This is a genomic window from Kineosporia rhizophila, assembly GCF_021277265.1.
Lineage (GTDB): Bacteria > Actinomycetota > Actinomycetes > Actinomycetales > Kineosporiaceae > Kineosporia > Kineosporia rhizophila.
In genome coordinates this window covers 110,647-137,260 of record NZ_JAJSOH010000013.1, presented here as the reverse complement: position 1 = coordinate 137,260, position 26,614 = coordinate 110,647, and the positions used below count along the sequence as shown (strand labels likewise).

The 26,614-nt window shown below is 71.9% G+C and carries 26 protein-coding genes; 23 read left to right on the top strand and 3 right to left on the bottom strand.

The genetic code is table 11. The features are described 5' to 3' along the window. The first annotated feature begins 13 nt into the window (after positions 1 to 13). From LWF15_RS19325 to LWF15_RS19215, 23 genes are all read left to right on the top strand, one after another. Positions 14 to 418, top strand: coding sequence for a hypothetical protein (locus LWF15_RS19325; RefSeq protein ID WP_232812248.1), 405 nt, complete (start codon positions 14 to 16; stop codon positions 416 to 418). A gap of 67 nt (positions 419 to 485) precedes the next feature. Further along, entirely contained in the window at positions 486 to 1,190 is a 705-nt protein-coding gene (locus tag LWF15_RS19320) for a VOC family protein (RefSeq protein ID WP_232812247.1), read from the top strand. Between the two features lie 186 nt (positions 1,191 to 1,376). Continuing rightward, entirely contained in the window at positions 1,377 to 2,981 is a 1,605-nt protein-coding gene (locus tag LWF15_RS19315; protein ID WP_232812246.1) for a DHA2 family efflux MFS transporter permease subunit, read from the top strand. Between the two features lie 162 nt (positions 2,982 to 3,143). After that, on the top strand, positions 3,144 to 4,187 hold the full coding sequence (locus tag LWF15_RS19310; RefSeq protein ID WP_232812245.1) for a methyltransferase: 1,044 nt from the start codon (positions 3,144 to 3,146) through the stop codon (positions 4,185 to 4,187). 8 nt (positions 4,188 to 4,195) lie between these two features. After that, on the top strand, positions 4,196 to 4,879 hold the full coding sequence (locus LWF15_RS19305) for an antibiotic biosynthesis monooxygenase family protein (RefSeq protein WP_232812244.1): 684 nt from the start codon (positions 4,196 to 4,198) through the stop codon (positions 4,877 to 4,879). Continuing rightward, positions 4,876 to 6,402: an FAD-binding oxidoreductase gene (locus LWF15_RS19300; RefSeq protein ID WP_232812243.1), complete on the top strand. Its 1,527-nt coding sequence runs from the start codon at positions 4,876 to 4,878 to the stop codon at positions 6,400 to 6,402. Before LWF15_RS19305 ends, LWF15_RS19300 begins: the two co-directional genes overlap by 4 nt. Before the next feature lie 4 nt (positions 6,403 to 6,406). Next, a complete protein-coding gene (locus LWF15_RS19295) occupies positions 6,407 to 7,126 on the top strand; it encodes a class I SAM-dependent methyltransferase (protein ID WP_232812242.1) in 720 nt (239 codons plus the stop codon). A gap of 32 nt (positions 7,127 to 7,158) precedes the next feature. Then, positions 7,159 to 7,506, top strand: coding sequence for a hypothetical protein (locus tag LWF15_RS19290; protein ID WP_232812241.1), 348 nt, complete (start codon positions 7,159 to 7,161; stop codon positions 7,504 to 7,506). Further along, positions 7,503 to 8,639, top strand: a complete 1,137-nt coding sequence (locus LWF15_RS37645) for a glycosyltransferase (protein ID WP_232812240.1) — start codon at positions 7,503 to 7,505, stop codon at positions 8,637 to 8,639. Before LWF15_RS19290 ends, LWF15_RS37645 begins: the two co-directional genes overlap by 4 nt. Before the next feature lie 15 nt (positions 8,640 to 8,654). After that, complete coding sequence (locus tag LWF15_RS36570) at positions 8,655 to 9,839, top strand: cytochrome P450 (protein WP_269810444.1); 1,185 nt, start codon at positions 8,655 to 8,657, stop codon at positions 9,837 to 9,839. After that, a complete protein-coding gene (locus LWF15_RS19275; RefSeq protein WP_232812239.1) occupies positions 9,832 to 10,098 on the top strand; it encodes a hypothetical protein in 267 nt (88 codons plus the stop codon). Before LWF15_RS36570 ends, LWF15_RS19275 begins: the two co-directional genes overlap by 8 nt. After that, positions 10,095 to 12,353: an ATP-binding cassette domain-containing protein gene (locus LWF15_RS19270; protein ID WP_232812238.1), complete on the top strand. Its 2,259-nt coding sequence runs from the start codon at positions 10,095 to 10,097 to the stop codon at positions 12,351 to 12,353. The genes LWF15_RS19275 and LWF15_RS19270 overlap by 4 nt, the downstream gene beginning before the upstream one ends. Position 12,354: 1 nt before the next feature. Next, positions 12,355 to 12,555, top strand: coding sequence for a hypothetical protein (locus tag LWF15_RS19265; RefSeq protein WP_232812237.1), 201 nt, complete (start codon positions 12,355 to 12,357; stop codon positions 12,553 to 12,555). A 170-nt stretch (positions 12,556 to 12,725) separates the two neighbouring features. Next, complete coding sequence (locus tag LWF15_RS19260; protein WP_232812236.1) at positions 12,726 to 14,243, top strand: FAD-dependent monooxygenase; 1,518 nt, start codon at positions 12,726 to 12,728, stop codon at positions 14,241 to 14,243. A gap of 2 nt (positions 14,244 to 14,245) precedes the next feature. Continuing rightward, positions 14,246 to 14,572 carry a TcmI family type II polyketide cyclase gene (locus LWF15_RS19255; RefSeq protein ID WP_232812235.1) on the top strand — a complete coding sequence of 109 codons (327 nt, stop codon included), beginning with the start codon at positions 14,246 to 14,248 and terminating at the stop codon, positions 14,570 to 14,572. Then, positions 14,569 to 15,828: a beta-ketoacyl-[acyl-carrier-protein] synthase family protein gene (locus LWF15_RS19250; RefSeq protein ID WP_285625609.1), complete on the top strand. Its 1,260-nt coding sequence runs from the start codon at positions 14,569 to 14,571 to the stop codon at positions 15,826 to 15,828. The genes LWF15_RS19255 and LWF15_RS19250 overlap by 4 nt, the downstream gene beginning before the upstream one ends. Beyond that, entirely contained in the window at positions 15,825 to 17,063 is a 1,239-nt protein-coding gene (locus LWF15_RS19245) for a beta-ketoacyl synthase N-terminal-like domain-containing protein (protein ID WP_232812234.1), read from the top strand. The genes LWF15_RS19250 and LWF15_RS19245 overlap by 4 nt, the downstream gene beginning before the upstream one ends. Before the next feature lie 16 nt (positions 17,064 to 17,079). Further along, positions 17,080 to 17,349 (top strand): acyl carrier protein, encoded by a 270-nt coding sequence (locus tag LWF15_RS19240; RefSeq protein WP_232812233.1) that lies wholly within the window; start codon positions 17,080 to 17,082, stop codon positions 17,347 to 17,349. Further along, positions 17,346 to 18,125 carry an SDR family NAD(P)-dependent oxidoreductase gene (locus LWF15_RS19235; RefSeq protein WP_232812232.1) on the top strand — a complete coding sequence of 260 codons (780 nt, stop codon included), beginning with the start codon at positions 17,346 to 17,348 and terminating at the stop codon, positions 18,123 to 18,125. The genes LWF15_RS19240 and LWF15_RS19235 overlap by 4 nt, the downstream gene beginning before the upstream one ends. A gap of 12 nt (positions 18,126 to 18,137) precedes the next feature. Beyond that, positions 18,138 to 19,109 carry an aromatase/cyclase gene (locus tag LWF15_RS19230; RefSeq protein ID WP_232812231.1) on the top strand — a complete coding sequence of 324 codons (972 nt, stop codon included), beginning with the start codon at positions 18,138 to 18,140 and terminating at the stop codon, positions 19,107 to 19,109. Continuing rightward, on the top strand, positions 19,106 to 20,290 hold the full coding sequence (locus tag LWF15_RS19225; RefSeq protein ID WP_232812230.1) for an FAD-dependent oxidoreductase: 1,185 nt from the start codon (positions 19,106 to 19,108) through the stop codon (positions 20,288 to 20,290). The genes LWF15_RS19230 and LWF15_RS19225 overlap by 4 nt, the downstream gene beginning before the upstream one ends. Next, entirely contained in the window at positions 20,287 to 21,219 is a 933-nt protein-coding gene (locus LWF15_RS19220; RefSeq protein ID WP_232812229.1) for an ACP S-malonyltransferase, read from the top strand. Before LWF15_RS19225 ends, LWF15_RS19220 begins: the two co-directional genes overlap by 4 nt. An 8-nt stretch (positions 21,220 to 21,227) precedes the next feature. Continuing rightward, complete coding sequence (locus LWF15_RS19215; RefSeq protein ID WP_232812228.1) at positions 21,228 to 22,202, top strand: acyltransferase domain-containing protein; 975 nt, start codon at positions 21,228 to 21,230, stop codon at positions 22,200 to 22,202. On the opposite strand, the gene LWF15_RS19210 is transcribed toward LWF15_RS19215, so the two are convergent. The 3 genes from LWF15_RS19210 to LWF15_RS19200 all read right to left on the bottom strand — a co-directional run bounded on the left by LWF15_RS19210 (position 22,174) and on the right by LWF15_RS19200 (position 26,575). After that, positions 22,174 to 24,879 carry an AfsR/SARP family transcriptional regulator gene (locus LWF15_RS19210; protein WP_232812227.1) on the bottom strand — a complete coding sequence of 902 codons (2,706 nt, stop codon included), beginning with the start codon at positions 24,877 to 24,879 and terminating at the stop codon, positions 22,174 to 22,176. The two genes, LWF15_RS19215 and LWF15_RS19210, sit on opposite strands and share 29 nt — an antisense overlap. A gap of 183 nt (positions 24,880 to 25,062) precedes the next feature. Next, a complete protein-coding gene (locus LWF15_RS19205) occupies positions 25,063 to 25,545 on the bottom strand; it encodes a VOC family protein (RefSeq protein WP_232812226.1) in 483 nt (160 codons plus the stop codon). Between the two features lie 106 nt (positions 25,546 to 25,651). Beyond that, positions 25,652 to 26,575, bottom strand: a complete 924-nt coding sequence (locus LWF15_RS19200; RefSeq protein WP_232812225.1) for an ACP S-malonyltransferase — start codon at positions 26,573 to 26,575, stop codon at positions 25,652 to 25,654. Positions 26,576 to 26,614: the final 39 nt, after the last annotated feature.

Sequence of the window (26,614 nt, the reverse complement as noted above, 5' to 3'; positions counted from 1 at the left end):
AAGGAGGCCAGGGATGGCGCGGTCTGTGGTCGTTCTGCTGGCGGTGGCCGGACTGGCGGCCTGCGCAACGTCGACGTCTGAGAACGCTGGTTGTGCCCGCCCCGGCCTGCTGGTGTCGATTCGCGAGGCCGTCCCCGGCGATTCCCTTGAGGTGCAGGGGGAGTCGTTCCTCAGCGAGTGCGGTGACACGATCGCCAACGGCAGGGCGGCGGAGTCGAAGGGGATGACCCGGCCGATCAGGCTCTTCCTGGTTCAAGGGGAGACCCGGATCGACGTGGGTGAGGCCCAGGCGGACATCGAGACCGGCGCCTTCGCCACCACGGTCACTTTGCCACCGGGGGCTGTGCCCGGCCCGGCCACGCTCGAGACCAGTGTCAAGGACTCCGGGGCGGCGGAGATCGACATTCTCGCTCGGTGAGAAGGCCCGCCGGTGCGAGTCGCGGCAAAGGGGGTCGTACTGGGGCGGCTGAGCATAGGGTTGCCGCATGTCGGGCGAATCGATTCGTGGGCGTCTTGAGGCGGTCGTTCTCGATGCGGCCGACATCGAGGCCCTGGCCGGGTTCTACGCCTCGCTGACCGGCTGGACGATCGCCGAGTCCGACGCCGGCTGGGTCACCCTGCGCACCCGGGAGGGGTTCGAGGTCGGGCTGCAGGCGGCACCTGACCACGTGCCGGGGCCGCCGTCCCAGTTTCGGCTGGATCTGCTGGTCAGCGATCCGGCAGCAACCGCTCAGCAGGCCGAGCGGCTGGGGGCGACACGGCTGGAGCAGACATTCGGCCACATCACCCTGGCTGACCCGGCCGGGCACCCGTTCGGCCTGTGCTGCTGTTCGGGCGTCGGCGAGGCGGCCGGTCTGGAGGCGGTCGTGGTCGACGCCCCCGACGCGGCCGCACTGGCCGCGTTCTACGGGCGACTGCTGGGTGTCGAGGTGGCCTCCGGCGAGCCCGTGCTGAGCCCGGACCGCAGCTTCGTGGTGAAGTTCCGGCAGGTCGAGGGCTACACCGCCCCGCAGTGGCCCGATCCGGCGCACCCGCAGCAGGCCCATCTCGACATCGCGGTGGACGACCTGGACGCCGGTGAGGCGCACGCGCTGCAGGCCGGGGCCACAAGGGTGCCGGGCGATCAGCTCACGTTCCGGGTGTTCCGCGACCCGGCCGGGCACCCCTTCTGCCTGACCGACGCCGGCTGATCCTCCCCTGAACAGCCCCTCTCGAAGGCGTAGTAGCGGACAGGACCTGTCACGCCGCGGTGGGAATCTCGGCTCGAGGCGCAGATCCGGCCAGCCCGGACCGCCCAGCCCGTCTCCACTACCGAGAGAGGCCACCTCATGTCGGCCGATGCACCGAACCCCGTGCAGGCGTCCAGAAGTGACTGGATGGGCCTGCTGGCGATCTCACTGGGGGTCTCCCTCGTGGTCGTCGACTTCACCATCGTCAACGTGATCATCCCGCCGATCGTGGAAGACCTGGACATCTCCTCGCTCGACGCGCAGTGGATCCAGGAGTCCTACGCCATCGCCCTGGCGGCCCTGCTGCTGGTGATGGGGCGCCTTTCCGACATCTGGGGGGCCCGTCGGCTCTTCCTGCTCGGCACCCTCCTGTTCGGGGTGGCCAGCATCGCCGCGGCCCTGGCCCCCAACGGTGACGTGCTGATCGCCGCGCGCCTGGTGCAGGGCATCGGCGGGTCGATCGTCATGCCCACCTCGCTGGCCCTGCTGAACTACACCTTCCAGGGGCCGGACCGCGGAAAGGCCTTCGCCATCTGGGGTTCCACCATCGGCGCGGCCGCCGCGGTCGGCCCGCTGCTGGGCGGCTGGCTGGGCGAGATCTCCTGGCGCTGGGCCTTCGGCATCAACATCGTGGTAATCGCGATGATCGTGGCCGGCGTGATGAAGTACCTGACCGAGGCCCACACCCAGCGGGCCGCCCTCGACGTGCTCGGGGCCGTGCTGTCGGTGGTCGGCCTGGGGCTGCTGGCCTTCGGCCTGATCGAGGGCCGCAACTACGGCTGGTGGGAGTCGACCCGGGAGTCCGGGCCGCTGGGCATCTCGTTCGGCGACCTGTCGGTGATCCCGGTCGCGCTGGCCGTCTCGGCGGTGGCCCTGGTCCTGTTCCTGCTGCACCAGGCCCGGCTGACCCGGACCCGCTCGCCCGAGCCGCTGATGGACACCCAGCTGTTCTCGATCCGGTCGTTCAGCACCGGCAACCTGGCCACCCTGATCATCGGCCTGGCCGAGTTCGGGATCCTGGCCGTGCTGCCGCTGTGGCTGCAGTTCACCCTGGGCTACTCGACCCTGCAGACCGGCCTGATGATCGCCGTGGTGGCGATCGGCAGCTTCTTCGCCAGCGGCGCCAGCTTCGGGATGGCCGAGAAGACCTCCCCGGTGCGCCTGGTCCAGATCGGCCTCGTCCTGGAGGCGCTGGGCCTGCTGGTCTTCGCGGTCCTGGCCCGCAGCGACTCCAGCTGGTGGATCATCGCGATCGGCCTGTTCCTGTACGGCACCGGCGTCGGCTTCGCCACCGCCCAGGTCACCAACGTGGTCCTGGTCGACGTCCCGCCGCGCAAGGCCGGTCAGGGCTCGGGCATCCAGAGCGCCTCCCGCCAGCTCGGCTCCGCCCTCGGTATCGCGGTGCTGACCACCACGTTCTTCAGCGTCCTGGCTTCCAGCACGGTGGATCGGCTGAAGGACTCCGGAGCCCCCGCGGGCGCGGCCGAAGAGCTCGGCAAGGCCGTCGGCGACAGCGCCGGTGCGGCCATCCCGGCTCTGGCCGCCGACCCGAACACGGCGTCGGCCGCCGATGCCGCCCGTGAGGCCATGACCTACGGCGTGCAGATCAACGGCTACACCTGCGCCGCCCTGCTGTTCCTGGGGCTGCTGGCCACCTTCCTGATCCCCAAGACCGCAGCTGCCCGGCCCAGCGCCGAGGCCGACCCGGCCGAGGCGGGTGCCGGCCGTGAGGCCGGTACGCCCACGGCATAGCACCCGCGGGGCTGTGGGCCGGCCGCGCCCGCCCACAGTCCCGCCCCGAAGATCCCACCTCCCTCCCACAGGCATACCTGTCGGCCTGTTCGCCGAGGCGACGACCATCTCAGTGGAACCACGTTCGTCGCCCTCGGTTCCGCGTACCCCCGAAGGGACATCATGAAGATTTCGGACGACGCAAGGACCCTGCCGGCCCGACCTCCGGTGAGCGTGCAGATCCTCGACCTGCTGATGGGGAGCTGGCGTGCGGGGGTCGTCAGCACCTTCGCCGAACTCGGGGTCGCCGACGCGTTCCGGGCCGGGAGCCTGACCCCCACCCAGCTGGCCTTCCGGCTGGGTCTGGAGCGGGACATCAGTGACCGCTTCTGCCGGGCCGCCCGCGCGGTGGGCCTGATCGCCGAGGCCCCGCACGGCACCCTGGAACTGACCGAGCTCGGAGAGGCCCTGGCCACCGAGTCGGCCCACTCGATGCGCAACTTCGCGCGCTGGTCCGGCTCCAGCGCCGACCGGGCCACCTGGGCCCATCTGCCCACCGCGGTGCGCACCGGCCGGTCGCCGTTCGCGGCCGTCCACGGCACCGGGGTCTGGGACTTCTTCGACACCCACCCCGACACCGGCGCGGTGTTCAACGCGGCCATGACCGAACTCTCGCGCCACGTCATCCGCCCGGTGGTGCAGGGCATCGACTTCAGCCGCTACAAGTCGGTCACCGACATCGGCGGCGGACGCGGGGCCCTGCTCTCGTCCGTCCTGCGCGAGTTCCCCCACCTGAACGGCGTCCTGGTCGACCAGCCGGACGTCCTGGCCCGGGCCCCCCAGGTGCTCCAGGACGCCGGGGTCGCCGAACGGGTCACCCTGGCCCCGGGCTCGTTCTTCGACGAACTGCCCAGCGGCAGCGACATCTTCCTGATCTCGAACGTCCTGCACGACTGGGACGACTCGCGCACCCGGGCCATCCTGCGCAACATCGCCACCGCCATGCGCCCGGGCGACGACCTGGCCGTCATCGAGGCCGTGGTCGGGGTCGACGCGCAGTTCGACGAGGCGATCGGCCTGATGGACATGGACATGCTGGTGCTCTGCGACGGCAAGCAGCGCTCGCTGGAGGACTTCCGCGTCCTGCTCGCCGAACTCGGCATCGAGGTGACCGGTCTGAGCCGGGCCGGCCTGCAGTCCATCGTCCACGGCACCAAGCGCCCCTAGGAGGACCCATGCCCCTCATCACCCCCGACAACGGCTCGCTGACCGTCTTCAACCTGTTCAACACCACCGACCTGCAGAAGCAGGCCACCCTGCTGGAGGCGATGCGCGGCATCATCTCCAACGCCAACTACGACGGCTGGCGCTCCTCCACCCTGCACGGCGGGATCGCGAAACCCTGCGCCGCCAACTACATCCAGTGGCGTTCGCTGGCCGACCTGCGCGAGCGCTACGAGGGCGAGAACTTCAAGCACAACACGGTGCCGTACTTCACCGACCTGACCACCTCGGTGCACCTGCTGAAGACCGAGGTGGTCACCGTGCAGAGCTCCGCGGACGCCCCGGTGCTGATCGATCCCGACCGGGACGACTTCACCGTGATCGTGCTGATGGGCTGCGACGGCGCCGACCAGGCCGAACTGGTGGACCTGATGACCAAGCCGGACGAGTGGATGCGCACGCAGCCCGGCTACCGCTCGCACAGCATCCTGCGCGGTCTGGACGGCGACATCGTGGTCAACTACGCCCAGTGGGACAGCCAGGCCGACTACGAGCGGTTCCACGACCAGCCCGAGCAGCAGCGCCCCCGGCACGACCGGGACATGCGGGCCCGGGCCCGGTCGCTGCTGACCTCCTACGAGTCGAACACCTACGAGGTGGTGTTCTCCCGCTCGCTCGAGGAGGCGACCCCGTGAGCGCCGGGGTGGCGCCCGGGATCCGGCTCCAGGAACAGGTCCGGCCCGGTGACCCCCGGTTCGCCGAGCTGTCGCACTCGGACAACCAGCGTTTCGAGGTGCTTCCGGACGCCTTCGTCCTGCCGCGCACCGCGGCCGAGGTGGTGACCGCGATGCAGGAGGCGGTGACGCAGGGGTGGGAGATCTCCTGCCGCTCCGGTGGCCACTGCGGTCAGGACTTCGTCGGTACGCCCCGGCGGAACCTGGTGCTGGACCTGCACCGGCTGAACGACATCCGGCTCACCGCCGACGGTCACGGGGTGCGGGTGGAGGCCGGCGCCACCGTGGGCCAGGTCCAGAAGGAGCTGTTCCGGGAGTGGGGCGTGACCCTGCCGCTGGGTGCCTGCTCGGCGGTCGGCATGGGCGGTCTGGTGGCCGGTGGCGGCTACGGCCCCCTGTCGCGGCAACTGGGCCTGGTGGCCGACCATCTCGCCGCGGTCGAGGTCGCGGTGGTCGACGGCGACCGTCAGGTGCGCCTGATCACCGCCCGGGCCAATGACGACGGCGAGCTGGGCGACCTGTTCTGGGCCCACACCGGCGGCGGGGGCGGCAATTTCGGTGTGGTCACCGCCTACGAGTTCCGTAGCCCCGAGCACCTCGTCGAGCCGGGCGCCGGCGTGCGCCTGCCGCGGGCGGCCGGCGGCCTGCACGTGCAGAAGATCATCTACCCGTGGCCGATGATCGACGAGGCCGCCTTCACCGAGCTGATCGGGCGCTTCTTCGCCTGGCACGAACGCCATCAGGAGCCCGGCACCGCCGAGGCCTCGGTGTTCGCCACGTTCTTCCTGCACCACAACACCACGCCGTACCTGCAGCTGATGGTCCAGTCGGACGCCGACATCGACCAGGACGGCTCGGCCCTGGCCGATTTCGTGGCCGGCCTGACCGCCGGCACCCGGGTCATGGGCATCCCCCGGGGTGGGCGGATGACGTTCCTGACCGGCACGCGCTACATGAGCCAGGCCGACTGCGGCGACGTGATGGGGGCCCGCTCGGCCTCCAAGTCGGCCTATCACCGGGCCGCCCCGGGCGCCGGGCAACTGGCCGTGCTCTACCGGCACCTGACCACCCCGCACGCCGGTCCGGCCTCGTACGTGATGCTCAACAGCTACGGCGGTGAGATCAACCGGCGCGAGCGCACCGCCACCGCCTCGGTGCAGCGCGACTCGATCGCGAAGTCGTCGTGGTTCACCGCCTGGCTGGACCAGGGCCAGGACGAGCTGCAGCTGGGCTGGCTCCGGGGGCTGTACGAGGAGTTCTTCGCCGAGACCGGCGGGGTCCCGCTGAGCAACGCCTCGACCGACGGCTGCTACATCAACTACCCCGACGCGGACGTGCTCGATCCCATGCACAACCGCTCCGACGCGGCCTGGAGCGATCTGTACTACCAGGAGAACTACGGACGCCTGCAGCGCACCAAGCGCACCTGGGACCCGCACGGCGTCTTCCACCACCGCATGTCCATCGACCCCGCAGAGGTGTGATCGCGTGACCTCCACCGAACGAATCCCTTTCGAGAAGCTGTACGGCGACGGCCAGAAGAGCGGCCCGCTGATGCCCTGGAACATCGGTGGGCCCCAGCCGGCGGTGCGGGCCCTGGCCGACCGCGACGCGCTGGGCGGGCACGTGCTGGACATCGGCTGCGGGCTCGGCGACAACGCCCTGTACCTGGCGTCCAAGGGACTGCAGGTGACCGGCGTCGACATCTCGCCGGTGGCGATCGAGTGCGCCCAGGAGAAGGCCGAGAAGGTCGGCCTGGACGTGCGGTTCGTGGCGGCGGACGCGTTCGGTCTGGCCGAGGCCGGCGTGCGCTACGACACCGTGCTGGACAGCGCGTTCTTCCACACCCTGCCCCGCACCGAGATCCCGGCCTACCTGGCGCTCCTGGACGCGATCACGCAGGAGCGGGCCCAGCTGCACCTGTTCACCTTCGCCACCGAGCTCACCCCCGACTTCCCGGGGCCGCGCCGCAGCTCGGCCGTGGAGCTGCGGACCGACTTCGAGGCCACCTGGAAGATCCACTCGATCTCCTCGGCGCGTTACTCCAGTTCGCTGCCGGCCGCCGCGGTGGCGCAGATGGTCGACCCGCGCACCTTCGAGCTGGACGCGCCGACGCAGAACCTGACCGGCGTCAGCGTGGACGAGAACGGCTGCGTGGTCTCGTCGATCTGGCACCTGCACGCCGAGCGCCTCGCCCGACCGGCCTGACCACCCGCCCCCAGGATCTCAGGAGTGCACCGATGAAGTTCACCGCCGTGATGGTCGTCGACTACCAGAAGCCCTGGTACGCGCTGGCCTACGAGAACCGGATCGACTTCGAGCACGAGCACGTCTTCCCGGCCATCGCCGGCTTCGTCAAGGCCGGGGGAGAGGTCACCCCGGTGCGGGCGATCCGCTACGGCCACGAGGCGGAGAGCTTCTTCGTCATGCGGTTCGAGGAGATGGAGGACTACCTGGACCTGGTCCGGCAGCTGCGCTCCAGCCGGCTGATCACCGACGCGATGGCGGAGATCTCGTTCGAGGTCGTCGGCCTCAACGAGGCCTACTTCGCCGAGCGCGACGCGGCCCGGCCGGCGGTGGCCCGGTGAAGGCGCTCTTCTACGCGGCCGGCACCAGCCCGGCCAGCGCGTTCGCGATCGGCCCGCTGGCCTCGGCCCTGCGGGCGGCCGGGCACGAGATCCTGGTGGCCTCGTTCGAGGAGATGGCCCCGGCCGTCCTGGGGGTCGGGCTGCCCTCCTACGTGGTCGCCGCCGGGCACACGACCGAGGGGATCAAGGCGGCCTCCGAGGGCCGCCCGGCCATCGAGTACCCGCACGAACCGGCCCAGGAGATGCTCTACCTGGGGCACTGGTTCGGCCGTCAGGGCAGCTACGTGTTCGACGACCTGGTCGAGGTGGCCCGCCTGTGGGGCGCCGACGTGATCATCGCCGGCAGCCTCGGGCACGGCGCCGAGGTCGCCGCGCGCTACCTGGGCATCCCCTTCGTGCGCCAGTCCTGGGACGTCTTCGACATCCACGGCTACGAGCAGTACGTGTGCACCGAGATGGCCGAGCAGCTGGGCAAGATCGGCGCCACCACGCTGCCGGAACCCACTCTGCAGCTCGACATCTGCCCGCCCAGCCTGGCCAGTACCGACTCGCTGATGCGCTGGACCCCGCACAACACCCCGCGCCGGATCGAGCCGTGGATGATCCAGGCCCCCGACGCCGGCCGGATCTGCCTGACCATGGGCAGTTTCCGCTATGCCGACCCCCGGGTGATGGGCCGGGTGCTGGGGCTGCTGGGCGAGCTGACCAGGCTCGGGCCCGAGGTGGTGGTGGCCATCGGCGAGGACAAGGCCGAGGTCGTGCGGCAGGAGTTCCCCCAGGTCCGGGCCGGCTGGATCCCCCTGGAGTTCATCCTGCCCAGCAGCGACGTGCTGATCCACCCGGCCGGAGGGCTGACCGCGATCAACGCCGTCAACACCGCCACCCCGCAGTTGCTGCTCAATCCCTTCGAGGCGTTCGTGCCGACCCTGAAGAGGTTCACCGACCAGGGCTCGGCCCGCAGCCTGTACCGCGAGGAGGGCTCACCCGAGGCCGTCGCCGAGGTGACCGCCGAGATGCTGCGTGAGCCCGGCTACGCGCTGAAGGCCCGCGAGCTGGCCGAGGACGCCGCCACCGCGCCCACCGCCGCCGGTGTGGTGCCCCTGATCGAGCAGCTCGTCGCCCAAGACACCTGAGGAGTCAGGACTCTCATGCCGACCATCACCGTACCGGCCACCGACATCGACCCCTACAGCGACGCGTCCATCGCCGACCCGTACCCGGTCTACCGGGAGCTGCGCGACCTGGCCCCGGTCAGCTACCTGCCGCAGTACGAGGTGTTCTGCGCCGCCCGCTACGACGAGGTGCTGCACGGCCTGCACAACCACGGGGCGTTCATCTCCGGCGAGGGCGTGGGCCTGACCGACACCCTGAACAAGGCCCAGAAGGGCAGCAGCTTCACCAGCGACCCGCCCTGGCACGCCCACGTCCGCGGGCTGGTGGCCCGGCACCTGCGGCCGCGCTCGATGGTCGACATCCACGAGTACGTGGAGGGCTGGGCCGACCGCCTGGTCGCCCAGCTGGTGGCCAAGGGCGACTTCGAAGTGGTCCGGGACTTCGCCCAGGCCTTCCCCCTGGCCGTGGTGCCGGACCTGCTGGGCTGGCCCGAGGACGAGGGCAAGGAGCGTCTGCTGGACTGGGCCAGCGCCGGGTTCAACGCCTTCGGACCGCTGAACCAGCGCACCATGGAGGGCTTTCCGCACCTGGGGGAGATGTCGCAGTTCCTGCAGCGGATGTCCGAGCCGGGCAACCTGCGGCCCGGCAGCTGGGGCGAGGAACTGGTGCTGGAGGCCCGGGCCGGCAAGATCGAGGAGCACCTGCTGCCCGGTCTGCTCGGCGACTTCCTGGCCCCGTCGATGGACACCTCGGTCAGCGCCCTGTCCAGCATGATCTGGCTGCTGGCCGAGCACCCGCAGCAGTGGGCCGCGCTGAAGGCCGACCCCTCGCTGGTGGGCTCGGCGTTCAACGAGATCATCCGGATCGAGTCGCCGCTGCGCGGTTTCACCCGCTACGTCGCCGAGGACACCGAACTGGGCGGCACCCCGCTGGCCCAGGGCTCCCGGGTCCTGCTGCTGTTCGGCTCGGCCAACCGCGACGAGCGGTTCTGGGACCGCCCGGAGGACTTCCAGGTGGCCCGGCCGGGAGTCGGCCAGCACGTCGGGTTCGGCCACGGCATCCACGCCTGCGTCGGTCAGGCCCTCTCCCGCCTGGAGGGGCAGAGCCTGCTGAAGGCGCTGATCCGGCAGGTCGACCGGATCGAGACCGGCCGGCCGACCTGGCGGCTGCACAACACCATCCGCGGCATCGACCGGCTGGAGGCGAGGCTTCATGCCTGAGACCGGCCAGGAGGCCCATCTGGCCGGTGGGCTCACGGTGGTGGGCGACGCCCGCCGCTGTGAGCTGCACGACCAGTGCGAGGGCCTCTCCCGCCGGGTCTTCGGCAGCCGGCAGGGCCGGCTGCAGATCGATCTGTCGGTCCCGACGGCCGCACAGACGCGGGGCGACCTGGAGCGCGCGGTGCGCTCGTGCCCCATGGACGCGCTCCGGATCCTGCCGGAGGCGTCCGCACCGACCGAGCACGAGGAGCACTCATGAGCGCGAAGCGCCACGATCACAGCAAGATCGTCGTCACGGGGGCGCGTACGCACAACCTCAGGGACGTCACGGTCAGCATCGACAAGAAGTCGCTGACCGTGTTCACCGGGGTCTCCGGCTCAGGGAAGAGCTCACTGGTGATCAGCACCATCACGGCCGAGTCGCAGCGGCTGTTCAACGAGACCCAGCCCGCGTTCCTGCAAGGACTGCTGCCCACCACCCGGCGCCCCGACGTCGACGACCTCACCGGCCTGGCCCCGGTGGTGATGGTCGACCAGCGCCGGCTGGGCTCCGACCCCCGCTCGACGGTGGGCACGGCCACCGACACCTACGGGAAACTGCGCTCGCTGTTCGCCCAGTACGGTTCCCCGGCCCTGGGGTCGGCCACCCACTTCTCGTTCAACGACCCGCTGGGCATGTGCCCCAAGTGCCACGGCACCGGCTTCTACGCCGACGTCGACCCGGGCCTGCTGCTGGACGAGAGCAAGTCGCTGAACGAGGGGGCGATCCGGTTCCCGACCTTCGCGGTCGGCTCGAACTTCTGGTCGATCGTGGTGGACTCGCAGTTCTTCGACCCGGACAAGAAGATCGGCCGCTACACCAAGAAGGAACGCCACCACCTGCTGGAGCTGGAAGAGGCGACGATCGTCAACCGCAGCATGAAGACCAAGTACGAGGGTCTGCTGCCCAAGCTGCGCCGGCTGTACCTGGCCAAGGAGCCCGACTCCCTGCAGAAGCACGTGCGCGAGGCGGTGGCCCGCATCGCCGTGCAGTCGGCCTGCCCCGAGTGCGACGGCTCCCGCCTGGCCGAGCCGGCCCGCAAGGTGAAGCTCAACCGCCGCACCATCGCCGAGCTCGGCCAGATGGAGGTCAAGGACCTGGCCGAGGAGATCCGGGGGTGGAAGAAGCCCACCGGGGCCGGGCTGCCCCGGCTGCAGGCCGCTCTCGACGCCATGGTCGAGCTCGGCCTGGGCTACCTGTCGCTGTCCCGGCGCACGGCCAGTCTCTCCGGCGGGGAGTCCCAGCGGATCAAGATGATCCGGCACCTCGGCTCGGCGCTGACCGACCTGACCTACGTGTTCGACGAGCCCACCAACGGGCTGCACCCGCACGACGTCGAGCGGGTCCTGGGCCATCTGGTCGAGCTGCGCGACCAGGGCAACACCGTGCTCGTGGTGGAGCACGACTACCAGGTGCTCAGCGTGGCCGACCGGGTGATCGACATGGGCCCGCAGGCCGGTACCGGAGGCGGGCAGATCGTCTACGCCGGCACCCCGGCCGGGCTGGCCCGCAGCAAGGGCCCCACCGCCGAGGCCCTGCGCCGCCCGACCCGTCTGCGTGAACCCCGCGAGGCCAGGGACTGGATCAAGGTCAACAACGCCTCCGACAACAACCTGAAGAACATCTCGGTGCAGATCCCCACGGCCGTGATGACCGCCGTCACCGGGGTGGCCGGGGCCGGCAAGAGCTCGCTGACCCGCGGCGCCCTGCGGCGCACCGTACCCGGGGCGGTCGTGGTCGACCAGGACCTGCCGCGCGGCAGCCGCCGCAGCATCCCGGCCAGCTGGATCGGCATCCTGGACCCGATCCGCAAGCGGTTCGCCGACGCCAGCGGCCAGCCCGCGAGCCAGTTCTCGGCCAACTCCAAGGGCGGCTGCGAGAACTGCGGCGGGGCCGGGGTGATCCAGGTCGAGCTGGGCCGCGGCGACGTCATCGAGACCGTCTGCGAGGAGTGCCGCGGCACCCGGTTCCGCCCCGAGGTGCTCGAGCACCGGTTGCGGGGCAAGAACATCGCCGAGGTGCTGGAGCTGTCGGTCGACCTGGCCGCGGAGTTCTTCGACGCCGAACCTGGCATCGCCGAGGTGCTGCGCCTGCTGTCCGAGGCCGGGCTGGGGTACATCAGCCTGGGGCAGCCGCTGTCGACGCTCTCCGGCGGTGAACGGCAGCGGCTGAAGCTGGCCATCGAGCTGTCCGAGCCGGCCGAGCTGTACATCGTCGACGAGCCGACCGCCGGGCTGCACCGCCAGGACGTCACCCGGCTGATCGGCCTGCTCGACCGCCTGGTCGAGGCGGGCAGCACGGTCGTGGTGATCGAGCACGACCTGGACGTGGTGGCGGCCGCCGACTGGGTGGTCGACCTGGGCCCGGGAGCCGGTGAGGACGGCGGTGAGGTGGTCTTCAGCGGCCCGCCCGAGGACCTGACCCGCTGCCGGGCCTCGCTGACCGGCCGGCACCTGCGCAAGGCGGTGGGGTGAGGTGCCGCCGGCCCTGCGCCGGTTCGCCTGGTGGGTGGTGAGAGCCCTGACGATCTCCTCCTGCGTCTACTACCACCTCGACCCGGCCGTGCGGGCCGCCGTCCAGCCCTTGCCCACCGCCCGGCCGGCTCGGCGGCGTGATGCCGCCGTCGCGGTCGAGGACGATCCCGGCTGGCTGCGGTACGCCTGGTCCGGCGGCTGACCGGACCCGCCGGCAACGACTGCGGCCTCCCCATGCTCCGAAACGGAGCGGGGGAGGCCGCTTTTCGTTGTGCCCGGACTGCCCGTTCCTGGCCGCTACCACGGATATACCCTGATCGTGGCGTTCGGCGCCCTTACCCAGGGGTAGTCGCCTCGCGGAGAGTTCCTGGGGTGAACACCAACGAGCCCAGGGACGACTTCCCTGACCAGGCCCCGGTTCTCGTGGTCGGGGCCGGGCCCAGCGGCCTGATGCTGGCGGCCGAGCTGGCGCTGGCCGGCACCCGGCCTCTGCTGATCGACGCCCTCGAGACCCCGACGGGTCAGTCCCGGGCGCTCGGCTTCACGGTCCGCACGCTGGAGATCTTCCAGCAACGCGGCATCCTGTCCCGCTTCGGCGAACTCGCTCAGCAGCCGGGCGTCCACTTCGCCGGGCTGCGGATCGACTCCGGTCACCTGTCCAGCCCGGTGCGCCCGGCCAACCAGTACCCGCAGTCGCGCACCGAGGAGGCGCTGGCCGGCTGGGCCGCCGACCTCGGGGTCCAGGCGCACCGGCCCTGGCGCCTGGTCTCGGTGGAACCCCACGAGGGCGGCTACCGGTGCGTGCTGGAGGGCCCGGCCGGCCGCCGGGTGGTGAGCGCCCGGTTCGTGGTCGGCTGCGACGGGGCCCGCAGCCGGGTGCGCGAGTCGACCGCCATCGGCTCCCGGCGGACCGAGCCCTCGGTCCAGATGCTGGTCGGGGACCTGCGCGGCAGTGGTCTGGCCGACCGGCCCTTCGGAGTGAAACACCGCGGCGGAATGGTGATGTCGGCCCCGCTCGGCGACGGTACCGAGCGGGTGATCGTCTGCGACTTCAGCCGCCCCTTCGCCCCCCAGGGCTCCGGGATCACCCACGAGCAGGTGCGGATCGCCTACCGCAACGTGGTGGGTGAGCCGCTGGACGCGGGCGAGTGCCTGTGGGCCAGCTCCTTCACCGACGCCTCGGCCCTGGTCGACGCCTACCGCGAGGGCGGCATCCTGCTGGTGGGCGACAGCGCCCACACCCATCTGCCGGCCGGTGGGCAGGGGATGAACGTGTCCGTCCAAGACGCGGTCAACCTCGGCTGGAAGCTGGCCGCGGTGGTCCAGGGGCGGGCGCCGGAGAGCCTGCTGGACACCTACCAGAGCGAAAGGCGCCCGGTCGCCGAGGAACTGCTGCGCAACACCGCGGCCCAGGGGCAGCTCTTCCTGCGCGGCCCCGAGGTGGACCCGCTGCGCGAAATCCTCGCAGGCCTGCTCCAGATCCCCTCGGTGGCAGCCCGTCTGGGAGACAGCGTCAGCGGCCTGGACGTGCGCTACGACCTCGGTGACGAGAACGCCTCGCCGCTGGTGGGCGGCCGGCTCGCCCCGGGCGTCCTGGTCGATCCCCGGACCGGCGGCGACCCGGCCGACGAACTGCGCCACGGCCAGGCCCTGCTGGTCCTGCTGGACGGCGCCGGTGATCCGGGTGAGCTGGAGCCGGAGGCCCGTCGTCGGGAGCCGCACCTGCGTGTGGTGGCCGCCCGGCCGGTGGATCCCGGGTTCACCTCTGAGAAAGCTCTTTTCGTGCGGCCGGACGGTCACATCGCCTGGGCCGGCCACCGCCTGCAGGACCTGCAGGCGTCGCTCACCGCGTGGCTCGGGACGCCGGCCGCGCAGACCCTGGAGGTCTGATCGTGTTCAGCACACTCATCGTCGCGCGGATGGACCCGGCGCACTCCCTGCCGGTGGCCGACCTGTTCGGCCGCTTCGACGGCACCGAGATGCCGTACCTGATGGGCACCCGGCGCCGGGAGCTGTTCCGCTTCCACAACCTCTACTTCCACCTGCAGGACTTCGCCGGCGAGAACGGTGAGCACGTGGTGGAGGACGCGAAGACCGATCCCCGCTTCATCCAGGTCAGTGCCGATCTGAGGCCCTACATCGAGCCTTTCGCGCCGGACTGGCGATCCCCCAAGGACGCCATGGCGGAGCGTTTCTACCACTGGGAGGCCTCCTCGTGAGCAGACGTGTCTTCATCACCGGCGTAGGCGTCGTCGCCCCCGGCGGCGCCAGCCGCGACGACTTCTGGAAACTGCTGATGGACGGGCGCACGGCCACACGCACGCTGAGCCTGTGCGACCCCACGCCCTTCCGTTCGCAGGTCGCTGCCGAGGTGGACCTCGACCCGGAGGTGGCCGGGCTGAGCGAGCGCCAGGTCGAGGTGCTCGACCGGGCCGCGCAGTTCGCCCTGGTGGCGGCGCGCGAGGCGGTCACCGACGCCGGCTGGCGGGAGAGCTGCCCGCCGGAGCGGGCCGGTGTGGTCATCGGGTCGGCGGTCGGGGCCACAACCCGGCTGGAACAGGTGTACCGGGAACTGAGCCTGGAGGGCCGGCTCTGGGACGTGATGGCCGACGGGCCGCAGGCGCTCTACTCCTACTTCGTGCCCAGTTCCTTCGCCGCCGAGGTGGCGGCCGAGGTCGGTGCCCGCGGCCAGAGCGCGGTGATCTCCACCGGCTGCACCTCGGGGATCGACGCGGTGGGCCACGCCTGGGAACTGATCCAGGACGGCGTCCTGGACTGCGTCGTGGCCGGCGCCACCGAGGCCCCCATCTCACCGATCACGGTGGCCTGCTTCGACGCGATCAAGGCGACCTCGACCTACAACGACACCCCGGCCAGCGCCTCGCGGCCCTTCGACGTCAGCCGGGGCGGGTTCGTGCTCGGCGAGGGCAGCGCCATGTTCGTGCTGGAGTCCGAGGAGAGCGCCGTGGCCCGCGGTGCCCGCGTCTACGGTGAGATCCGGGGGTACGCCAGCCGCGGCAACGCCTTCCACATGACCGGGCTGACCGCCGACGGGCTGGAGCTGGCCGCCGCGGTGACCTCGGCGCTGGGCCAGGCCCGGCTGCGCCCCGACCAGGTCGACTACGTCAACGCGCACGGCAGCGGCACCAAGCTGAACGACAAGCACGAGACCGCGGCGCTGAAGGCCAGTCTCGGCGAGGCCGCGCACCACGTGCCGATCAGCTCGATCAAGTCGATGGTCGGGCACTCGCTCGGGGCGATCGGGGCGATCGAGATCGCGGCCTGCGCGATGGCCCTGCGCTACGACTGCATCCCGCCCACGGCCAACCTGCACACCCCCGACCCCGCGCTCGACCTGGACTACGTGCCCCTGCACTCACGTTCGCAGCGCACCGACGCGGTGCTCACCACGGGCAGCGGGTTCGGCGGTTTCCAGAGCGCGATGGTGCTCACCGCCCCGGGGATGTTCTCGTGAGCGCCGCACCCCTGGCCGGGCCGGTCCAGGCGGGCATCAAGCGCGGCACTGGGCTCGGCACGGCGGCGGTCACCGGGATCGACATCGTCTCGCCCCTGGGCCTGTCCCGCGAGGAGCACTGGCAGGCCGTCCTGGACGGGGTCAGCGGGCTGGCCCCTACCGCCCGGTTCGACTCCGCGCGGCTGGAGAACCCGGTCAGCGGCGAGGCCGGGGACCTGCCCCTGGACCGTCTGCCCCCGCGCCTGCTGCCGGCCACCGACCGGATGACCCAGATGTCGCTGCTGGCGGCCGAGGGAGCGATCGCCGACAGCGGTCTGGAGGCGGCCGGACTCGACCGGGACGGGGTCGGGGTGGTCACCGCGGCCTCGGCCGGTGGCTACGCCTTCGGGCAGAAGGAGCTGCAGAACCTCTGGGCCCAGGGCCCCGAGTACGTCAGCACCCACCAGTCCTACGCCTGGTTCTACGCCGTGAACACCGGCCAGATCTCGATCCGGCACAAGTTCAAGGGCCACAGCGGGGTGCTCGTCGCCGACGACGCGGGCGGCCTGGACGCCCTGGCCGCCTCCGCCCGGCGGCTGCAACGCGGCAACCACACCGTGCTCACCGGGGCGGTGGACAGCACCATGTGCCCGTGGGGACGGGTGGCCCACGTCTCCACCGGGCTCACCTCGCCGGTCGCCGACCCGCAGCTGGCCTATCTGCCCTTCGACCGCCGGGCCCGCGGCTGGGTCCAGGCCGAGGGCGGCGCCCACCTCGTGCTGACCAGCACCCCGGCGCCGGGCGCGTACGGCCGCCTGCTGGGCCACGGGGCCACCATCGACGGTCCCGGTGAGGACTCCACGGTGGGGCTGGTGCGGGCCGTACGCACGGCGCTGCAGCAGGCCGGGCTGCAGCCGCGCGACGTGGACGCCGTGTTCGCCGACGCGGCCGGCGCCCGCCGCCGCGACCTGAGCGAGGCGAACGCCCTGACGCAGGTCTTCGGCGCGCACTCGGTGCCGGTCACCGCACCGAAGGCGGCCACCGGCCGGATGGGCAGCGGCACCGCGCCGCTGGACGTGGCGATGGCCCTGCTCTCGATCCGCGACCAGGTCCTGCCGCCCACGATCAACGTCGAACCCGACCCGGCCCTGGGCATCGACCTGTGCCGGGCCGCCCGCCGCACCGCCGTCCGCAACGTCCTGGTGCTCGCCCGGGGCATCGGCGGATTCAACTCGGCCCTGATCGTCGGGGCCTGACCAGAGGGAGAACGCAATGGCAGACCAGATCACCATGGCCGACGTGAAGCAGGCCCTGCTGGAGGGTTCCGGGGTGCAGGACGGGGTCGACCTCGACCGCGACCTGCTCGGTAGCTCCTTCCGCGAGCTGGGCTACGACTCGCTGGCCGTCCTGGAGACCGGGCTGAGGCTGGGCCGGGACAACAGCATCAAGATCGACGACGAGGTGTTCACCGACCTGGAGACCCCGCAGCAGCTGCTGGACGCGGTCAACCTGGCCCTGGCCGGCCGGAAGGTGGCCTCGTGAACGCCGCCGGGCACGCCCTGGTCACCGGCGGCTCCAGCGGTATCGGCAAGGCCGTCGCCGCCCGCCTGGGCCTGGCCGGGCACCGGGTGACGATCTGCGGGCGCAACCCCGAGCGCCTGCAGGAGGCGGCCGAGGAACTGGCCAAGCAGGACGTGGCGGTCACCACCGTGGTCGCCGACGTCAGCCTTCCGGACCAGGTCGCCGGCCTGGTCGCCGAGGCCGTCCGCAGCAACGGGCCGATCTCGATCCTGGTCAACAACGCCGGGCGCAACGGCGGCGGGAAGACCGCCGAGCTGAGCGACGAGCTGTGGCGTGACGTGATGAGCACCAACCTGGACAGCGTCTTCTACACCACCCGCGAGGTGCTGGCCAACGGCGGTATCACCGCTCAGCCGGCCGCCCGCATCATCAACATCGCCTCGACCGCCGGCAAGCAGGGCGTCCTGCTGGCCGCGCCCTACTCGGCCTCCAAGCACGCCGTGGTCGGCTTCACCAAGGCCCTGGGCAAGGAACTGGCCCCCCAGCGGATCACCGTCAACGCGGTCTGCCCGGGCTACGTGGAAACCCCGATGGCGCAACGCGTCCGGCAGAACTACGCGGCGGCCTGGGACACCACCACCGAGGACATCCTCGAGCAGTTCGAGGCCAAGATCCCGCTCGGCCGCTACTCCACCCCCGACGAGGTGGCCTCGATGGTCGAGTACCTCACCACCGAGGGGGCGGCCTCGGTCACGGCCCAGGCCCTCAACGTCTGCGGCGGTCTCGGCAACTTCTAGGAGGACAACCAGATGAGCACCCAGGACCGGACCGAACGCACCGACGTGCACCGCATCCGGATCGACGCCGACGCCGCGGCGGTCTTCGCCCGGCTGCAGGACGTCGCGCGCTGGCCGGAGATGTTCGAGCCCACCATCCACGCCTGCGAACTGTCCCGCACCGAGGGCCGGCAGCTGATCCAGCTGTGGGCCGTCGCCAACGGCGAGCCCAAGACCTGGGTCTCGGAGCGGCAGCTCGACGAGCAGCAGCGTCGCATCACCTGGCACCAGAGCCGCACGGCCGCCCCCGTGGCCCGGATGAGCGGCGCCTGGAGCGTGATGGGGGCCGGCCCGGGCAACACCGTGGTCGAACTGCTGCACACCTACGCCGCGCAGGACGACGACGAGCAGTCGCTGGAGTGGATCGCCCGGGCGGTGGACGGCAACAGCACCAAGGAGCTGGCCGCCCTGAAGAGCGCCTGTGAGCGCGAGAACGACGCCGACGCGGCCCCGTTCACCTTCTCCGACGAGGTCCTCACCGACGCCGACCCGCACCTGGTGTTCGCGTTCCTGGACCAGGGCGGGCGCTGGGCGGAGCGGCTCGGGCACGTGGCCGAGGTGCGGATGGACGAGTTCACCGACGGGCTGCAGTTCCTGCGGATGACCACCCGTACCCCCGACGGCGACTCGCACGTGACCGAGTCGTTCCGGCTCTCCCAGGGCCCGGCGGTGCTGCGGTACAAGCAGACCACGTTGCCGGGGCTGCTCACCCTGCACACCGGGGTCTGGACGATCACCCCGGCCGGCGAACAGTGGCGGGTGCGCTCGGAGCACACGGTGGCCATCCGTACCGACGCGGTCACCCGGGTCCTCGGCCCGGAAGCGACCGTCGAGCAGGCGCGCGAACTGGCCCGGCGCAACCTGGGCAACAACAGCCTCCGCACCCTGGAGGCGGCGGTGCGCTGGGCCCACGAGAACGCCGGCCGGAAAACGACGGTCTCGTGACCCGTCCGACGAGTGCTCCGGCCTCCGACGGCCAGGGCGTGCTGGTGGTGGGGGCCGGCCCGAGCGGGCTGCTCGCCGCCGGCGCCCTGGCCCAGGCCGGCCTGCGGGCCACGGTGCTGGAGGCCGGGAACACGCCCCCGGCCCAGTCCCGGGCCTCCACCCTGCACGCCGGGGTCATGGAGATCCTCGAAAGTCTGCGCGTGCCCGGGCTGGGCGACCTGCCGGTCAGCCGGCAGGGCCACTACGTGGGGCTGCCGCTGGACCTTTCGGACGCCCCCTCGGCCTGGGCGGGGATCCGCAAGTGCCCCCAGCCGGACCTCGTGCGCCGGCTCGTCCGGTGGGCGCAGGACCAGGGGGTCGTCCTGGAGTGGGGGCAGCCGGTCTCGCACGTGAGTCAGGACTCGCGCGGGGTGGAGGTGCGCACCGGCAGCGGTCGCACCTACGCCGGGCAATTCCTGATCGCGGCCGACGGCGCGGACAGCACCGTGCGAAAGGTGCTGGGGGTGGGGCGCACCGGTCACCCGGCCACCCGCTCGCTGGTGCGGGCCGACCTGGCCACCCAGGGTCTGCCGCCGCGCCGTTTCGAGCGGATCGGCCGACGCACGCTGGTCTGCGCCACCCTCGACGCGACCACCACCCGGATCATGATGCACGACCCGGAGTGGGCGGTCGGGCCGGAGGTGGACGAGGCCCGGCTGCGCCGGGCCTGGACGGAGTCCACCGGCCAGGCCCTGCCGGGCGGGCTGACCTGGATCGACACCTTCGGCGACGGGGCCACCTGGAACGAGCAGATGGTGCTGTCCCGCATCGCCTTCTGCGGGGACGCGGCCCACCAGTTCGTGCCGATCGGGGGCGCCGCACTCTCCAGCGCCCTGATCGGGGCGCACGCCCTGGCCGCCCGGGTCGTGCGTGACCTGCGCGGCTGCCCGGTGGCCCGGGACGAGCAGGCCTACGAGGCCACCGCCGAGGCGGCGGCCGAGGCCGGCCGGCTGCGGGCCCAGGCCCGGCTGCTGTTCGACGTGGACGAGGCCGCGGTGACCGAAAGGGCCGAGATCGCGCAGCGTCTGGAGCAGGACCAGGACTTCCGGGCCGAAATGGTGCGGCAGGTGTCGCGGCTGACCTCCGGGCCCGCGCCGTCGGGCTTCTCGTCCTTCCCGATGGGGGCGGTGTTCAGCCGATGAAGGCGTTCCTGTTCCCCGGCCAGGGCACCCAGAAGGTCGGCATGGGAGTGTTCCTGCGCGAGCGCTACCCGGACCTGGTCGGGCCGCTGTGGCGGGAGGCCGACGAGATCGTCGGTTTCGAGCTGACCCGGGCCTGCCAGGACGGGCCGGTGGGCCTGCTGCGGCAGATGCCGGTCACCCAGCCCGCCGTCTTCATGTGCAGTTACGCGGCTTTCGCGGCGGCCCGGGCCGCCGGGGCCCGGGCCGACGTGGTCAGTGGGCACAGTCTGGGGGAGTACTCGGCGATCGCCGCCGCCGGGGTGCTGGACTGGCGGGAGGTGTTGCAGATCGTGCGTTACCGGGGAGAGCTGATGGCCGGGGTGCAGAACCGGGTGGACGGAAAGATGGCGGCCGTCCTGGGGCGCACACTGTCACAGATCGAGGACGCCTGTGCCCGGGTGAGTGCCGCCAGTGGGCTGGTCGTCGAGGTCGCCAACCACAACGAGGAGCGTCAGGTGGTGGTCTCCGGCCAGTCGGTCGCGGTGGACCTGCTGATCGAGGACCTGGAACGCGAGCCCGAGACCCGCGCCACGGTGCTGCGGATCGGCGGGCCGGCGCACTCCAGCCTGATGGGCGAGGCGGCCGAGGACTTCGCCCGGTTCCTGGACAAGTTCACCTTCCGCACCCCGCGGACCGAGCTGCTGTCCGGGTCCGACGCCCGTCCCTACCGATCGGGTGAGGACGTCCGCCGGCAGCTGGGTGCCCAGCTGGTCCACCGGGTGGTGTGGGTCGAGGTGATGCACCAGATCGCCCGGCGGGGAGTGACCCAGACCTGGGAACTGGGACCGGGCCGGGTGCTCAGCGGTTTCGTCGAGCGGGCCCTGCCCGGGACCCGCGCCTACCGGGCCAACGACTGGGACGCCTTCGCCGCGGCCCTGGCGAAATGGTGAGCCGCGCCGTGGACGTCGTGTTCATGCTGCCCGGCCAGGGCTCGCAGTTCCCCGGTATGGGCCAGGCCCTGTACGAGCACGAGAACGCCTTCCGGGACTGTGTCGACGAGTTCTTCGAGGCCTACGGCGAGGGCGCCGAGGAGCTGGAACGTCTGTGGCGTCAGGGAGATCGCCGGGATCTGGCCCGGGCCGAGGTGGCCCAGCCGCTGCTGTTCGCGGTCACGCTGGCCACCTCCCGGGCCCTGCTCGCGGCCCGGCCGCACCTGCGGCCGGTCCTGGTGGGGCACAGCGTCGGCGAGCTGGCGGCCGCCACCCTGGCCGGGGTGATGTCGATCGACCTGGCCGCAGCGCTGATCCGGCGGCGGGCCGAACTGCTGCGCGAGGATCCGGCCGGCGGCATGGTGGGCTGCCGCGCCGAGCCGCACGAGGTGATGCGCCACCTCCAGGAGCACGCGGTGGAAGGGGTGATCGGCGCCGACAACGGGCCCGGGCAGTGCGTCGTGAGCCTCGCCGAGGCACAGGTGGCCAGAGCGGTCGAGGTCCTGCGGGAGGCCGGGATCGCCTGTATGCGGGTCCCTTCCACCCGGCCGTTCCACTCGCCGCTGATGGCGGCGTCGGCCCGCTCCCTGGGCGACTTCCTCGCTACCCGGGCCGACGAACTGAGGGGCCCCGATCGTCCTCTGGTATCTGCCTTCTCCGGCGTGCCGGTGACCGCCGGGCACGCTCGGGACCCGTACTTCTGGACCGCCCAGATGGCCCTGCCGGTGCGATTCCGGCAGGCCCTGCGGGGGCTGGACAGGCCGGGTCTGCTCTTCGTCGAGACCGGCCCGGGCGCCACCCTGAGCACGGCGGCGCGCACCCTGCGGCACGTCGCCGCCGGCTCGTCGCGGGTGCTGGGGACGCAACCCGGTGCCAGCAGCGGGATCTCGTCCTGGACGGCGGTCCGGGACGAGCTCAGCAGTTCACTGCCGGTCCCTCGCTGACCTCCCGGCCGGGGTCGGCGGCGGCCGGGTCACAGGCCTCGGAGACGATGCAGGGCCCGGCCGCGGGGACCGAGTCCAGGAAGGCGTCGATCTCGTCGACGATGCGCAGGGAGCCGGTCTCCAGGACCGCCGACCGCGAGGCCTGGGCCGCCTCGGCGGCCGAGGCCGCGGCCGAGTGCGGGATGGCCCGCAGGGTCCGGGCCATCTGCTGCAGCGCGAGCGAACGGCCGTAGGCGGAGCGGATCTGGTTGGCCTCGTGCAGGGCGGCGGTGCCGGCCCACAGGGCCTGCCCGTAGTTGCCCAGGCCCAGCTGGGCGGCGGCCTGGGTGACCTTGGCCATGATCGTCACCCGGGCGTCGATGCCGTCGGCGTCGATCACCCTCTGGCTGAGTTCGGCGGCCCGGGCGAACTCCCGGCGCTCGGCCAGCAGGGCGGCCTCGTTCGACATGATCTCCATCGCCTCCCGCCCGGCCGCGGCCTCCCCGGCCTGCTCCTGGCACGCCCGCAGGTGCCCGCGGGCCTCGGCCAGGTAGCGCAGCCCCTCGGCGGTCTCGCCGGTGAGCCAGCAGAACGAGCTGCTGCGCAGCAGCGAGCGCACCCGCAGCAGGTGGTCGTCGGCCTCCTGGGCGTCGAACCAGGCCAGCCGGGCCGCCTGCATGCCGGCCCGCATCTCGGTGCGGTGCCACAGGCAGCGCGAGACCGCCAGCCGGATGTTGCCGCGGATCGAGCGGTCCGGGTGGTCGTGGGCCGCGGCCAGCGCCAGGTCCCAGACGGTCTGCTGCTGGTCGGTGTCCAGGTAGAGGTTGACCGGGCGTTCCCAGGCCAGGCACAGGTCGGCGAAGGCGTTGCGCAGGTCCAGCTCCTCGGCCAGCTGCGCGGCCCGGGTCAGGGTCCCGAAGAGCAGGGCGGGCGAGGGGCCGGGAGAGGGGCTGACCCGGGCCGATCCGATCAGCCCGACGGCGTTCTTGTAGTACTCCAGCGCCGCCGCGATCACCGACCGCTGCACGGCGGGCGACAGCGACCGCTCGATGTGCAGGGCCGCGGTCTGGGCCAGCAGGGGGTGCATCCGGTAGGTGCCGGTGGCCACCCGCTGCAGCAGGGCCCGGTCGGTGAACCGGCGGCAGGCCCGCCGCGCCTGGTCGGTGCCGCCGCCGATGGCCACCGAGGCGGCGACCTCGTCCAGCTCGGGGGCCGGCAGCAGGGCCAGGCGCAGGTACCGGTCCAGGTCCGAGGGCTCCATCGAGGTCAGGGAGGTGTCCAGCCGGCCGATCAGGCTGCGGCCGGGCAGTTCCACCTCGTCGACCGGGCTGGAGGAGTCCTGCAGGCTGCGGGCCAGTTCGCCGAAACTGACGAACTCGCGGGTGGAGAGCCGGGCCCCGGCCAGCCGCAGGGCCAGCGGCAGGTTCTCGAACTGCCGGATCACCGAGCGCACCGACTTCGGGTCCTGGTCGACCAGGGTGTCCCCGACGATGCTGCGCAGCAGCTCGACGCACTCGTCCTCGCCGGGCACCTCCAGGCGCAGGTAGGCCGCCCCGTCGATGCCGGACAGCACCACCCGGGAGGTGATGATGCAGGCGCTGCCCTCGGAGGCCGGCATCAGGGGCTCGACCTGGGCCAGGCCGGCCGCGTCGTCCAGGACCAGCAGGTGCCGGCGCCCGGCCGTCACCTCCCGCCAGCGGGCCAGCCGGCTCTCCTGCGAGGAGGGGATGTCCTCCTCCGCCATCCCGAGCTGACGCAGCAGGACGCCCAGGGTGTTGCGGACCGACTGCGCCTCGGGCGAGCGGACCCCGTCCAGGTTGACGAAGAGCTGCCCGTCCGGGAAGTGCGGGGCCAGCTGGTGGGCGGTGTGCAGGGCCAGGGCGGTCTTGCCCACCCCGCCCATCCCGTGGACCGTGACCACGAACGGGCCCGGCGACTCGCCCAGCAGGTACTCGTGCAGCCGGCGGCCCTCCTCCTCGCGGCCGCTGAAGTCCTTCAGATCACGCGGCAGGCAGTGGCCGCCCACCGTCCCTACCCGGCTCAGCGGGCTCCCGCCCGGCGGGGCCGACGTGACTACCGGAACCGGGGACGGTGGCCGGGCCGGTTCGGTGGCGACGGCCTCCTGGACCGGTTGCCCGTGGATCTTGGCCGCCGTCTGCAGAACGGCCACCAGTTCGTCCTCGCGGCCCCGGTCCGAGAACGCCCGGAACGTCTTCAGCAGCAGTGAGCGGTGCTGCTCGACGAGCTCGGCGACCCGTTCCTCGCACCCGCTGGGCAGCGAGCCCTCGCAGGGGCGGCCGCGCCACAGGGCCAGGGCGTCGTAGGCGGCGGCCAGTTCCTCGTCGGTGTTCAGCGAACCCGACATCACCCGGGCGTACCTGCGGGTGAAGTCGGCCAGGTCGGACTGCTCGGGGGTGACCCGCAGCAGGTAGCCCTCCTGCGAGGTGCGGACCAGGTCCCAGCCCTGTTCGATGCCCAGCCGCAGCGCCGAGATCATCTTGCGGACCTGGTGCACGGCGCTGCGCGGCTGCGGGTCGCTCCAGGCCGCCCGCAGCAGGGTGTCCATGCTGATGGTCTGTTCCGGGTGCAGGGCCAGGCAGGAGATCACCGTGCGGTTCTTCTGGCCGGTGATGGTCATCAGCTCGTCGTTCTGCCGCACGTGCAGGGGGCCGAGGACGTCGAACCGGGTCCCGGTCACGGCGCGACCGTCGGCCGGGCGGGGCGGCCCACGACGCCCCGGGGGGTGATCCGTCTCCGCCGTCCGGCGGAAAGCGTTTCGGTGAGGCAGTATCCGGTAGCCGTCCGTGGCCCGTGCTTACTCAATTTCCCCCCAGGGAATCGTGTCGGGATGCGCCGGGCGCCCCCGCCCGGCCGCGGGTGGTCAGGACTTCCCGGCGACCGCCTGGCCCTGCTGCTCGGCGAAGGCGACGCCGTCCTGGTCGTCCAGGTGGCACACGGCCTCGACATTGACGCCGTCCGGGTCGTGCACGAACGCGGCGTAGTAGTGCTCGTGGTACTCCGGATGCACCGCGGGTTCCAGTTTCACCTGCCCACCGGCCTTCTCGGCGGCCTCGAAGAAGCGCCGGACCAGGTTGCGTGAGCCGACGTTGAAGGCGACGTGCAGGTTGGGGTCGACCGTCCCGGCCTCGACCAGCCAGAAGTAGGGCTTGTTCTCGAAGCCGAAACCCACCATGCGGGGCCGTGACTCCTTCTCGTCGCCCGGTACGTCGAGCACCTTCAGCACGCCGATGGCGTTCAGGGCGCGCTCGTAGAAGTCCAGCGACTTGTCGATGTCGGACACCGAGACGTTGATGTGATCGATGGCCGAGCCCTGGAACTGCTCCGGGGCGAGGGTGTCCTCCACGAGATCTCCTTACGTCGGCTTGCTTCGACGGGGTCGGCTGACCCCGGGTTCCGAACGTAGCCGGACCACTGGACAGACCCTGTCCTACATTCGTTTGGGCCTGGTATCAAGCAGTTACGCGAACCCATTGGCTGCTCTCGACATCACCAGGATTGTCAAGGCGCAGGCACTGCACCTGGGGGTGGGCGCGCTCGAGCAGTCCCTGGAGCGTCTTGGCCGGCGGCAGTTCCACGGCCTCCTGCAGGCCCGCGGCGAATAGGGACTGCATGGTCAGGTCCCACCGGACCGGGGCCAGCATCTGCGTCAGCAGGGCGGCCGTGACCTCGGATCCGTTGGTCAGGACCTGTCCGCCGCGGTTGCTGACCAACGTGGCCACCGGGTCGGCGGGGGAGAAGCCGGCGATGAGTTCCTGCACCTCGGGCACGGCCTGGGCCATGTACGGGGTGTGGAAGGCACCGGCGACGCGGAGGGCGATGACGTGTGCCTGAGCAGGCGGATCGGCGCGCAGTCGCTCCAGGGCCGGCCGGGAACCGCCCACGACGAACTGGCCGGCGCCGTTGTGGTTGGCCAGGTGCAGGTCCTCGCCGTCGAGGCGCTCGGTCAGACGCTCGAGGGTGGTGCCGACGACCGCCACCATCCCGGAGGGCTCCCGGCTCGCGGCGGCGGCCATCGCCCGCCCCCGTCCGGCGGCCAGCCGCATGCCTTCCTGCTCGGTCAGGACACCGGCGATCACGGCCGCGGTGATCTCACCGACCGAGTGACCGGCCACCAGCAGGTCCGCCGGGGCCGGGCGGCCGGCCCGCCCGGCCAGCCGCGCCCAGGCCAGCAGCCCGGCCGCGACGATCAGCGGCTGGGCCACGGCCGTGTCGCGCAGCGTCTCGGCGTCGGACCGGGTGCCGTGCTCCAGAAGGTCCAGACCGGCCCAGTCGCCCAGTCTGCGAACGTGTTCCCGGGACTCGTCGGTCCCGGTCCAGGCCGTGAGCAGGCCAGGTCGCTGGGAACCCTGGCCGGGGCACAGAATTGCCCGCATGATCTCCCCCAAGCAGATTCCGGGCCGGGCCGGCGGTGC

What these genes read in the sequence shown, in the direction of transcription:
- LWF15_RS19325 (WP_232812248.1), top strand. Translation starts at nt 14, where the DNA reads ATGGCGCGGTCTGTGGTCGTTCTGCTGGCGGTGGCCGGACTGGCGGCC.
- LWF15_RS19320 (WP_232812247.1), top strand. Translation starts at nt 486, where the DNA reads ATGTCGGGCGAATCGATTCGTGGGCGTCTTGAGGCGGTCGTTCTCGAT.
- LWF15_RS19315 (WP_232812246.1), top strand. Translation starts at nt 1,377, where the DNA reads ATGGGCCTGCTGGCGATCTCACTGGGGGTCTCCCTCGTGGTCGTCGAC.
- LWF15_RS19310 (WP_232812245.1), top strand. Translation starts at nt 3,144, where the DNA reads ATGAAGATTTCGGACGACGCAAGGACCCTGCCGGCCCGACCTCCGGTG.
- LWF15_RS19305 (WP_232812244.1), top strand. Translation starts at nt 4,196, where the DNA reads ATGCCCCTCATCACCCCCGACAACGGCTCGCTGACCGTCTTCAACCTG.
- LWF15_RS19290 (WP_232812241.1), top strand. Translation starts at nt 7,159, where the DNA reads ATGAAGTTCACCGCCGTGATGGTCGTCGACTACCAGAAGCCCTGGTAC.
- LWF15_RS36570 (WP_269810444.1), top strand. Translation starts at nt 8,655, where the DNA reads ATGCCGACCATCACCGTACCGGCCACCGACATCGACCCCTACAGCGAC.
- LWF15_RS19275 (WP_232812239.1), top strand. Translation starts at nt 9,832, where the DNA reads ATGCCTGAGACCGGCCAGGAGGCCCATCTGGCCGGTGGGCTCACGGTG.
- LWF15_RS19270 (WP_232812238.1), top strand. Translation starts at nt 10,095, where the DNA reads ATGAGCGCGAAGCGCCACGATCACAGCAAGATCGTCGTCACGGGGGCG.
- LWF15_RS19240 (WP_232812233.1), top strand. Translation starts at nt 17,080, where the DNA reads ATGGCAGACCAGATCACCATGGCCGACGTGAAGCAGGCCCTGCTGGAG.
- LWF15_RS19230 (WP_232812231.1), top strand. Translation starts at nt 18,138, where the DNA reads ATGAGCACCCAGGACCGGACCGAACGCACCGACGTGCACCGCATCCGG.
- LWF15_RS19220 (WP_232812229.1), top strand. Translation starts at nt 20,287, where the DNA reads ATGAAGGCGTTCCTGTTCCCCGGCCAGGGCACCCAGAAGGTCGGCATG.
- LWF15_RS19200 (WP_232812225.1), bottom strand. Translation starts at nt 26,575, where the DNA reads ATGCGGGCAATTCTGTGCCCCGGCCAGGGTTCCCAGCGACCTGGCCTG.